General features: G+C 73.7%; 10 protein-coding genes and 1 pseudogene. 4 read left to right on the forward strand and 7 right to left on the reverse strand.

Going from position 1 to position 9,162, the window contains the following annotated elements:
* The 5 genes and pseudogenes from ACTUAL_RS20100 to ACTUAL_RS20120 form a co-directional block, all read right to left on the reverse strand.
* Positions 1-350, reverse strand: a pseudogene (locus ACTUAL_RS20100) (HAD family hydrolase); the annotation flags it as partial.
* 118 nt (positions 351-468) lie between these two features.
* Entirely contained in the window at positions 469-1,350 is an 882-nt protein-coding gene (locus ACTUAL_RS20105; RefSeq protein ID WP_440901334.1) for a helix-turn-helix transcriptional regulator, read from the reverse strand.
* 84 nt (positions 1,351-1,434) lie between these two features.
* Positions 1,435-2,238 (reverse strand): SDR family oxidoreductase, encoded by an 804-nt coding sequence (locus tag ACTUAL_RS20110; RefSeq protein ID WP_440901335.1) that lies wholly within the window; start codon positions 2,236-2,238, stop codon positions 1,435-1,437.
* Between the two features lie 80 nt (positions 2,239-2,318).
* A complete protein-coding gene (locus tag ACTUAL_RS20115; RefSeq protein WP_440901336.1) occupies positions 2,319-2,516 on the reverse strand; it encodes a hypothetical protein in 198 nt (65 codons plus the stop codon).
* 10 nt (positions 2,517-2,526) lie between these two features.
* Positions 2,527-3,024 (reverse strand): MerR family transcriptional regulator, encoded by a 498-nt coding sequence (locus ACTUAL_RS20120; RefSeq protein WP_440901337.1) that lies wholly within the window; start codon positions 3,022-3,024, stop codon positions 2,527-2,529.
* 84 nt (positions 3,025-3,108) lie between these two features.
* Between ACTUAL_RS20120 and ACTUAL_RS20125 the strand changes: the two genes are divergently transcribed.
* Positions 3,109-3,975: an SDR family oxidoreductase gene (locus tag ACTUAL_RS20125; RefSeq protein ID WP_440901338.1), complete on the forward strand. Its 867-nt coding sequence runs from the start codon at positions 3,109-3,111 to the stop codon at positions 3,973-3,975.
* A 78-nt stretch (positions 3,976-4,053) separates the two neighbouring features.
* On the opposite strand, the gene ACTUAL_RS20130 is transcribed toward ACTUAL_RS20125, so the two are convergent.
* Both ACTUAL_RS20130 and ACTUAL_RS20135 read right to left on the reverse strand, forming a co-directional pair.
* Positions 4,054-4,956, reverse strand: coding sequence for a S66 peptidase family protein (locus ACTUAL_RS20130; protein ID WP_440901339.1), 903 nt, complete (start codon positions 4,954-4,956; stop codon positions 4,054-4,056).
* On the reverse strand, positions 4,953-6,872 hold the full coding sequence (locus ACTUAL_RS20135) for a S9 family peptidase (protein WP_440901340.1): 1,920 nt from the start codon (positions 6,870-6,872) through the stop codon (positions 4,953-4,955). Before ACTUAL_RS20135 ends, ACTUAL_RS20130 begins: the two co-directional genes overlap by 4 nt.
* A 111-nt stretch (positions 6,873-6,983) precedes the next feature.
* Between ACTUAL_RS20135 and ACTUAL_RS20140 the strand changes: the two genes are divergently transcribed.
* From ACTUAL_RS20140 to ACTUAL_RS20150, 3 genes are all read left to right on the forward strand, one after another.
* Positions 6,984-7,550 (forward strand): DUF3090 domain-containing protein, encoded by a 567-nt coding sequence (locus tag ACTUAL_RS20140; protein WP_015802237.1) that lies wholly within the window; start codon positions 6,984-6,986, stop codon positions 7,548-7,550.
* Positions 7,551-7,555: 5 nt separating this feature from the next.
* A complete protein-coding gene (locus ACTUAL_RS20145; RefSeq protein ID WP_096494406.1) occupies positions 7,556-8,359 on the forward strand; it encodes an SCO1664 family protein in 804 nt (267 codons plus the stop codon).
* 196 nt (positions 8,360-8,555) lie between these two features.
* Positions 8,556-9,014, forward strand: a complete 459-nt coding sequence (locus tag ACTUAL_RS20150) for a hypothetical protein (protein ID WP_096494404.1) — start codon at positions 8,556-8,558, stop codon at positions 9,012-9,014.
* The last annotated feature ends 148 nt before the right edge of the window (positions 9,015-9,162 follow it).

Below are 9,162 nucleotides of genomic sequence, written 5' to 3' on the forward strand. Positions count from 1 at the left end.
GCGCGCGCCGACCGCACCAGGTCGACCATCGCCGGGTCGGGGTGGGCCTGGCCGAACATGCGGCGCAGCAGGCCGGGCGCGGGCACGGGGGTCCCGTCCAGGGTGGTCAGCTCGGCGGCGAGCAGCGCCTCGAACTCGGCCACCGGCAGCTCCCCGGTCTCCAGGCGGGCGACCGGGGTGTCCGGGGGAGCGGAGCGGCCCATCCAGGCGCGCAGGGTGGTGGTGTAGCGCTCGCGGTCGATGCGCTCGGCGGTCAGCCAGGAGTCCACGAACGCGGGGACCGGCACGGTCATCACCCCGCCCCAGTCCAGCACCACGGCGTCGACCTCACGCGTCCTCGCGTTGCCCACGCCGCGAGGGTACCGACCGGTCGGTATGCCGGTCAACGGCGCCCGCCGAGGGGGAGGGCGACACCGGTGAACTGCGCGTTCCCGACACTGCGACCGACCGGCACGGCGGGCCGTCAGGTCAGCCGAACGCCCGCACCCCGCTCTCCCGACCGGCCGCCCACGACGCCAGCAGCGCCAGACCGTCCGCGCTCGCCGTGCCCGCCGGAGCGGTGTAGACGCTCAGCAGCAGACCGGGATCGGCGGGCAGCTCCATCGACTCCACGTCCAGCTCGAGCGCGCCCACCACCGGGTGGCGCAGCCGCTTGCGCCCCGACCGGTGCAACCGCACGTCCCGCGAGGCCCACCGCCGCCGGAACAGCGCGCTGCGCGTGGACAGCTCCCCGACCAGGGCGATCAGGTCCTCGTCGTGCGGGTCGCGACCGGCCTCCATGCGCAGCTTCGCCGCCACGTCGCGCGCGACGCGCTCGTGGTCGACGAAGAACGCCCCCGCCGCCTCGGGCTCCAGGTACACGAACCGCGCGGTGTTCGCCGGACGGCGCGCGCCGGCCAGCACCGGTGAGAACAGCGCGGCGGCCAGCCGGTTCGCGGCCAGCACGTCGTAGCGGCCGTTGCAGATCCAGGCCGGCGCGTCGGCGACCGCGTCGCGCACCCGCCGCAGCGCCGGGCGCACCGCCCCCGCGGGCCGTGCCCGACGCGGGACGCCGGAGGGCCGGGACTGCCGGGCGAGGTGGAACAGGTGCTCGCGCTCGGCCTCGTCCAGCTGCAGCGCGGAGGCCACCGCGTCGAGCACCCCGTCGGAGGCGCCCGCGAGGCTGCCGCGCTCCATGCGCACGTAGTAGTCCACCGACACCCCGGCCAGCAGCGCCACCTCCTCGCGGCGCAGCCCCGCAACCCGGCGGTTGGCGCCGTAGACGGGCAACCCGGCCCGCTCGGGGGTGATCCGCGCGCGGCGCGACCCCAGGAACTCCCTGATCTCGGTGCGCAGGTCGATCATCGCCACCCCTCCTCGGCCCCGGCGCCCACTTCCGGGTGCCCGTCGTCTCCAGGTCCCCGCCTCCAGGTCCCCGTCCCAGGGTTCCCGCCTCTAGGTGCCCGACGCGGTCGTGGCGATGCCGCCGTCGACCGGGATCACCGCGCCCGTCAGGTACGCCGCGGCCCGACTGGCCAGGAACACCGCGACCCCCGCCATGTCGTCGTCACGACCCAGCCGTCCCAGCGGGGCCTTCGCGGCGATCGCCTCGCCCGCGACGTCGAGCGTGGCCGCCATCATCCGCGACGGGAACGGTCCGGGCGCCACCGCGTTCACCGCCACGTGCTGCGGCCCCAGCTCCCTGGCCAGCACCCTGGTGAGCTGGTGCAACCCCGCCTTGCTGGCGGCGTACGAGTAGTTCGGCGAGGCGGCGACGTGGATGGCGGCGATGCTGCCGACGTTGACCACCCGCGCGGGATCGTCGGCCGTCCCGGCCCGGCGCAACGCGGGCAGCAACGCCCGCACCAGCCAGAACGGCGCCTTCAGGTTCAGGTCGACCACGCTGTCCCACGCCTCGTCCGGGAACGTCTCCAGCGGCTCGCGCCACATCGCCCCCGCGTTGTTGACCAGCACGTCCAGGCGCTCCGAGCCCGCCGTGACCAGCTCGGCCAGGCGCAGGCACCCCTCGTGCCGGGACAGGTCGGCGGGGATCGCCCGCACCTCCCCGAACGCGGACAGCGCCCGCTGCGCCGCCGCGCACGCGTCCGCGTCCCGCGAGCTGACGACCACGCTCGCACCCGCCCGCAGCAGGCCACGCGCCATCATCATCCCGATGCCCCTGGTGCCGCCGGTGACGAGCGCGCGCTTGCCGCCCAGGTCGAACAGGTCCGCGTGCGCGGTGAGCAGGTCCTCAGCCATGCGCCCAGGCTGGCAGCGGTCCCGCACGTCCGGGAGACCCCGCCGGGACAGGTACCACCAGACCCCCGCAGAGCCCGGCCTCAGCCCTCGAACGGCTCCTCGCTGAACCGGAACCACGCCCGCCCGGCCAGCTCCCGCACCCGCGCGAACAGCGGCGCGCACCCGTCGAACGCGGGCCCCGCCGTCACCGACCCCGCCAACCACGGGAAGTCCGCCTCGTCCACGTCGATGCGGCACACCACCCGCCACACGCCCCACGGGCCCGACACCTCCGCCACACCGCGCAGGCTAACGCCGCCCCCCGACACCACCGGACGAGGACGAGGGCGAGGACGAGGGCGAGGACGGCGGCGCGGGCGGCGAGCAGTCCGGGCTGTCCACCCACAACGCCTGCGCCGACCCCGCCTCCAGGTGCGCCGCGTACAGCGCCACCTTCCCCCGCACCACCCCCAGCAACGACGTCAGCTCCGCCACCTGCGCCGCCATCCGCTCCTCGTGCGCCCGCAGCAGCGCCAACCGCTCCCGCACCGTCCCCTCACCCGCGCGCACCAGCTCCGCGTACCGCCGGATCTCCGGCACCGGCATCCCCGCCCCGCGCAACCGCGCGCACGCCCGCAACCACCCCACGTCCTCCCACCCGAACACCCTCCGCCCCGCCGCGTTGCGCCGAACGGGCGACACGAACAACCCCTCCCGCTCGTAGAAGCGCACCGCGTGCACGCTCAACCCCGTCAACCCGGCCACGTCGCCGATGGTCAGCAGGGGTGCGTCCGTCACCGAGGTCATTCACCCACCCTACGGAGTTGACCTCGCCTCGACTCCAGCTCATAGCGTCACCACCAGCACCTGAGCGAGAGGAACACCCCAGCAATGACCAGCACGTGGTTCATCACCGGCACCTCATCCGGCTTCGGCCTGCTGCTGACCCGGCGGCTCCTCGACCGCGGCGACCGCGTCGCCGCCACCCTGCGCCGCCCCGAGGTCCTGGCCGACCTGAAGGCCGAGCACGGCGACCGGCTGTGGGTGCGCGCCCTCGACGTCACCGACACCGAACAGGTGAACGAGGTCGTCACCGCCGCCTTCACCGAACTCGGCCACATCGACGTCGTCGTCAACAACGCCGGCTACGCCGTGTTCGCCTCCGTCGAGGAAGCCACCGACGACCAGATCCGCCAGGTCATCGACACCAACCTCCTCGGCTCCATCGCGGTCATCCGCGCCGCCCTGCCCCACCTGCGCGCCCAGGGCCGAGGCCGCGTCCTGCAGATCTCCACCGCGGGCGGCCAAGCCGCCTTCCCCAACTTCGGCTACTACCACGCCGCCAAGTGGGGCATCGAGGGCTTCTGCCAGACCGCCGCCGCCGAGATCGCCCCCTTCGGCATCGACCTCACCATCGTCGAACCCGGCGCCGCCCCCACCGGCTTCGGCCAGGCCCTGGCCACCGCCCCCGTCATGCCCGAGTACGACGCGGGCCCCGCCGGACAGGTCCGCCGCGCCATCACCAGCGGCGAGATCCCCCTGGTCAACGACCCCGACAAGATCGCCGCCGCCCTCGTCGACCTCGTCGACAGCGGCCACACCCCGCTGCGCCTGCCCCTGGGCCCGGACTGCTACCACGAGGTCCGCAACGCCCTGCTCGCCCGCCTGGCCGAGCACGAGGCCCACCGCGACACCGCCCGAGCCACCGCCCTCGACCGGTACGCCGACCTCGCCGACCGGCTCACCACCCACGCCTGACCCCGCACCCGACAAAGCCGTGGGGGCCGGGGAGGAAGATCCCGGCCCCCACGGGGGTCACCGCGCCGACCCCTCAGGTCAGCTCGCCACATCCAACAACGGCCGCGGCCCACCACTGCCGGCGCGGTCCAGGACCGTCACCACCCCGGCGTCCGCGTCCACCTCCACCCGCACCCCCAGCGGCACCGTCACCTGCTCCGGGCAGTGCCCGAACCCCGCGTCCCCCAGCACCGGCACACCCAACGTGCCCAACCGGTCCGCCAGCACCTCGTCCACCACCGACCGGTCACCGCACCCGTCCCACGAGCCCAGCACCACCGCCGCCACCCCGCCGAACCACCCCGACCGCCGCAGCGCCGTCAGCATCCGGTCCACCCGGTACGGCTCCTCGCCGACCTCCTCGACCAGCACCACCGCGCCCTCCGGCGGGGGAGGACCCAGCAGGCTCAGGTTCCCCCCGAACGCCACCCCCGACGCCCGACCACCCACCACCGGCACACCCGAGTACGACCGCACCCCCTCGAACAGCGCCCGACGCAGGTTCTCCCGCGCCACCGCGTCCGACAGGAACGCCGGCGTCGCCACCATCGGCCCGAACCACGACGCCAACCCGAACGCCGAGAACCGCTCGTGCAACGCCGTCGCGTCACTGGACCCCACGAACACCGACGGCTCCGCCGCCGCCACCGACGGCCAGTCCACCAGGTCCACCATGCGCTGAGCGCCGTACCCGCCCCGCGCGCACAGCACCCCCCGCACCGCCGGGTCCACCAGCGCCGCCGTCAGGTCCGCCGCCCGATCCGGATCAGTCCCCGCCAGGTACCGCAAACCAGGGTGGTAGTCCTTCGCGTGCGGCGCAGCCACCGCGTCCAACCCCCACCCCCGCAGCAGCGCCACCCCCGCGTCCACGTCCTCCGCGGGCGAAGCCGACGACGGCGACACCACCACCACCCGGTCACCCGGCGCCAACAACCCGCTCACGAGCTCAACCCCAACACCGGCACACCCGACGGCACGAACCCCAGCACCTGCCCGTAGAACGACAGCTCCGCCTCCAACGCCGCCACCATCGTGGCCTCCCGCCGGAACCCGTGCTGCTCACCCTCGAACGCCAGGTACGCGTGCGGCACCCCACTGCCCGCCAACCCCGCCATGAACCGCTCCGCCTGCGCCGGAGGGCAGATCTCGTCCTCCAACCCCTGCAACATCAGCACCGGACCCGCCAACCGGTCCGCCCGCCCGCTCGGCGACCGGTCCCGGTACAGCTGCGCGGCCTCCGGCAGCCGACCCACCAACCCCTCCACGTACCGCGACTCGAAGTCGTGCGTCTCCCCGCCCTCGGCCGTCCACCCAGCCAGGTCCAGGATCGGGAACGCCACCATCCCGCACCGGTACGTCGACACCGACGTCAACGACGCCGCCGACGTCCACCCACCCGCGCTACCACCCCGGATCGCCAACCGCGCGCCATCCGCCGTCCCCTCCGCGGCCAACGCCTCCGCGACCGCCGCGCAGTCCTCGACGTCCACCACGCCCCACTGCCCGCGCAAGCGCTCCCGGTACGCCCGCCCGTACCCCGTCGACCCCCCGTAGTCCACCGCCACCACACCGATGCCCCGACTGGTCAAGAACGCGAAGTCCAGATCCAGCGCAGGCGCGAACCGACCCGTCGGCCCACCGTGCACGTGCACCACGAACGGCGGCAGCTCACCCTCCGGCGCCGCGAAGTCCGGGTTGAACGGCAGGTACACCCACGCCGGAACCCGCTGCCCGTCCGGCCGCGAGAACACCCGCAGCTCCGGCTCCGGCAGGTACCGCGCGTGCGGCGCCGCGGCCTCCGAGCGGTGCTCCACCACACCCGTCGACAGGTCCAGCGTCACCACCGACGACTCCACCAGCGGACCACCCGCGACCCCGGCCACCACCCCACCGGACACCACGATCCCCGCCTGCCACACCGGCAGGTCCACCTCCACCGGCGTCACGGACCTCCCGCGCTCGTCCAGCACCGCCAACGACCCCGACGCCAGCACCGCGTACCGGTAACCGTCACCCACCGGCGCGAACCACGTCTGCCCCGGCTTCCACAACGCCCCACCCAGCTCGCGCTCGCACGCCGCCAGGTTCTCCCGCGACCCGTCGAACCCGATCCGGTGCAGGTTCCACCAGCCGTCCGGGTCCGTCAGCGCCAGCAGCGCCGCGCTGCCGTCCCACTCCACCTGGCACACCGACTCGCCCGCACCACCCGCGACCACCCGGTGCCCACCACCGACCCCGGCCACGCACAGCTCCGAGCTGTCCCACGGCATGTCCGGGTGATCCCACCCGATCCACGCCAGATGAGCCCCGTCCGGACTCGGCCGCACCCCCGCCATGAACCGGTGACTGGCCGCCAGCACCACCGGCTCACCACCGTCCAGCGGCACCGACACGATCTCCCGCACCACGTCCGTCGGCGCCGGACCGGTCACCGACTCCCGCACGCACCACACCGACCCGCCGTCCGGCCCCGCCACCAGGTCCCCGTACCGCAACCCGTGCCGCACCGACGGCTCCACCGTGATCGGCACAGGCACCCCACCACCGTCCGGGTCCAGCAGGTAGATCCGCTGGTCCTCCCAGTTCGTGAACGCCACCCGCACCCCACCCGGCACGTCCACCACCGCGTAGGGCCGACCCCCGTACTCGTGCAACCGGTTCCGCACGTTCCACGGCGCCCCCAACACCGGCGCCCCGTCCCGCAGCAGCTCCAGCCGACCCCCCTCCGAGGGCAGCGAGCACGCCCACCACACCGCGCCACCGTGCAGCCAGACCCACTGGGGCCCACCACCCGCCCGCGCCGCCTCCAACGCCGTCACCGGCGATTCCCACGTCCCGTACGACGCGATCTCCACCACGAACCGACCCTAACGCCCCGCGCGCGCACACCCGCGCGCACGGCCCCGACACCCGGAAAACACGGGCCAGGGCTGCCGATCATCACGCCGTGGCCTAGGGTCGGTGTCGTCATGGCACGCGTCATCCACGTATTCCGCCAGCCCGACCGGTTCATCGCCGGCACAGTCGGGCAACCCGGCGAGCGCGTTTTCTACCTCCAGGCCTCCGAGGAGGCCCGGACGGTCAGCGTCGCGCTGGAGAAGCAACAGGTCGCCGTACTCGCCGAGCGCATCGGCTCGCTGCTGGAGGAGGTTCACCGCAGGTTCGGCGCCGAAGTCCCCGAAGCGGCCCCCGACGACCTCCGGGACACCGAACCCCTCGCGGTGCCGGTCGAGGAGGAGTTCAAGGTCGGCACGATGGGCCTCGGCTGGGACTCCGAGTCCGAGGCCGTCGTCATCGAACTGCTCGCCGTCACCGAGGAGGACGTCGACGAGGCCGTCGTGCTCGACGACACCGAGGAAGGCCCGGACGCCGTCCGCGTCTTCCTCACCCCGGCCGAGGCCAGGGCGTTCGCCGAACGCGCCGAACGAGTCGTCAAGGCAGGCCGCAAACCCTGCCCCCTGTGCGGCGAACCCCTCGACCCCGAGGGCCACATCTGCCCCAGGCAGAACGGCTACCGCCGCTCGGAGGAGAGCTGACAGCGGTGCGGCGGCCCGACGACAACGACGTCGTCGAGCTGCTCACCCACGGCACGCTCGACATCCGGGGCCGACTCGTCGACGCCTCCAACGCCACCCTGCTCTGCGACGTCGAACTCGACGGCGCCACCGCCACCTGCGTCTACAAACCCGTCCGCGGCGAACGCCCCCTCTGGGACTTCCCCGACGGCACCCTCGCCGGACGCGAGCACGCCACCTACCTCATCTCCCAGGCCTGCCACTTCGACCTCGTACCCCCCACCGTCCTGCGCCCCGGCCCACTCGGGCCGGGCATGGCCCAGCTCTGGATCGACACCCGCGAGGACGACGACCTCGTCGAACTCGTCCCCGCCGACCAGCTCCGCCCCGGCCGCATCCCCGTCCTCCACGCCACCTCCGAGGACGGCGAACCCCTCGTCGTCGCCCACCGCGACCACCCCGCACTGCGCCTCATGGCCGCCTTCGACGCCCTCGTCAACAACGCCGACCGCAAGGGCGGCCACGTCCTGCACGCCCCCGACGGCCACGTCTACGGCGTCGACCACGGCATCTGCCTGCACGCCGAGGACAAGCTCCGCACCGTCCTGTGGGGCTGGGAGTCCCAACCGCTCCCGGACCAGGCCATCGCCGGAACCGAACGCCTCCTCGCCGGACTCGACGGCGACCTGGGGGAGACCCTGCACGAGCACCTCACCCGCGCCGAGGTCTGGGCACTGGGCTCCCGCGCCAAGCGCCTCATCGCCACCGGCACCCTCCCCGCCGTCGACCACGAACGCGACTGGCCCGCCATCCCCTGGCCACCCTTCTGACCCGAACGAGCGACCCACACCCCACGATTCCCCCCGACCGGGCTCACCCCCGCACCACCGGTAACCACCTGTTGATCACATCAGGTGCCATCCCACCCCACCGGGGATGAAACACCTCCCGAAACAGACCCATCCAGTCCCCACCGCCCCTAGCGTGTGCCCGGCCGCCGCACCAGGGAGAACGGACAGGGAGACCATGCGCAAGATCATGAGTTTGCTGGCGGGCGCCGCCTTCGCGCTCGCACTGGCGACCGGAACCGCCACCGCCCAGGCCGCACCCGCCCCCACCGCCACCCCCGAGGTCGGCGTCATGGGCGTCTGGGCCTGCAGCGTCCCCGCGGGCAGCACCTACACGCGGGTGCTCAGCCAGCTCAACGTGTGCTCCCCGAGCGGCTTCGCCACCTCGTACTACGTCGAAACCCCCACCACCGGCCTCTGGGCCTGCACCGTCCCCTCCGGCTTCACCTACTCCAGGGTGCTCAGCCAGCTCAACGTGTGCAGCACGAGCGGCTTCGCCACCTCCTACCTGCTCGAACAGCCCCGCAGCGGCATCTGGGCCTGCAGCGTGCCCCCCGGCTTCACCTACACCCGCACCCTCAGCCAGCTGAACGTGTGCAGCACGAGCGGCTTCGCCACCTCCTACCTGCTCGCCTGACCGGACGCGGGGCCCGCGACGCGGCATTTGGGTGGCCTCTTCGCGCGATCGGGGCGGCTTGTCCAGGGCGGGGGCGCCTGCCAGCGCCCTGCGCGGCCCGCATGGCGGGGGCTTCCATCCCGCCGCTTCGATCCCGACATGATGGGAA

The sequence above is a fragment of the Actinosynnema sp. genome (genome assembly GCF_052038725.1).

Bases quoted from the DNA above. Each gene is read 5' to 3' on its own strand.
- ACTUAL_RS20110 (WP_440901335.1), bottom strand. From the start codon at position 2,238: ATGGCTGAGGACCTGCTCACCGCGCACGCGGACCTGTTCGACCTGGGC.
- ACTUAL_RS20140 (WP_015802237.1), top strand. From the start codon at position 6,984: ATGGCACGCGTCATCCACGTATTCCGCCAGCCCGACCGGTTCATCGCC.
- ACTUAL_RS20120 (WP_440901337.1), bottom strand. From the start codon at position 3,024: ATGACCTCGGTGACGGACGCACCCCTGCTGACCATCGGCGACGTGGCC.
- ACTUAL_RS20150 (WP_096494404.1), top strand. From the start codon at position 8,556: ATGCGCAAGATCATGAGTTTGCTGGCGGGCGCCGCCTTCGCGCTCGCA.
- ACTUAL_RS20125 (WP_440901338.1), top strand. From the start codon at position 3,109: ATGACCAGCACGTGGTTCATCACCGGCACCTCATCCGGCTTCGGCCTG.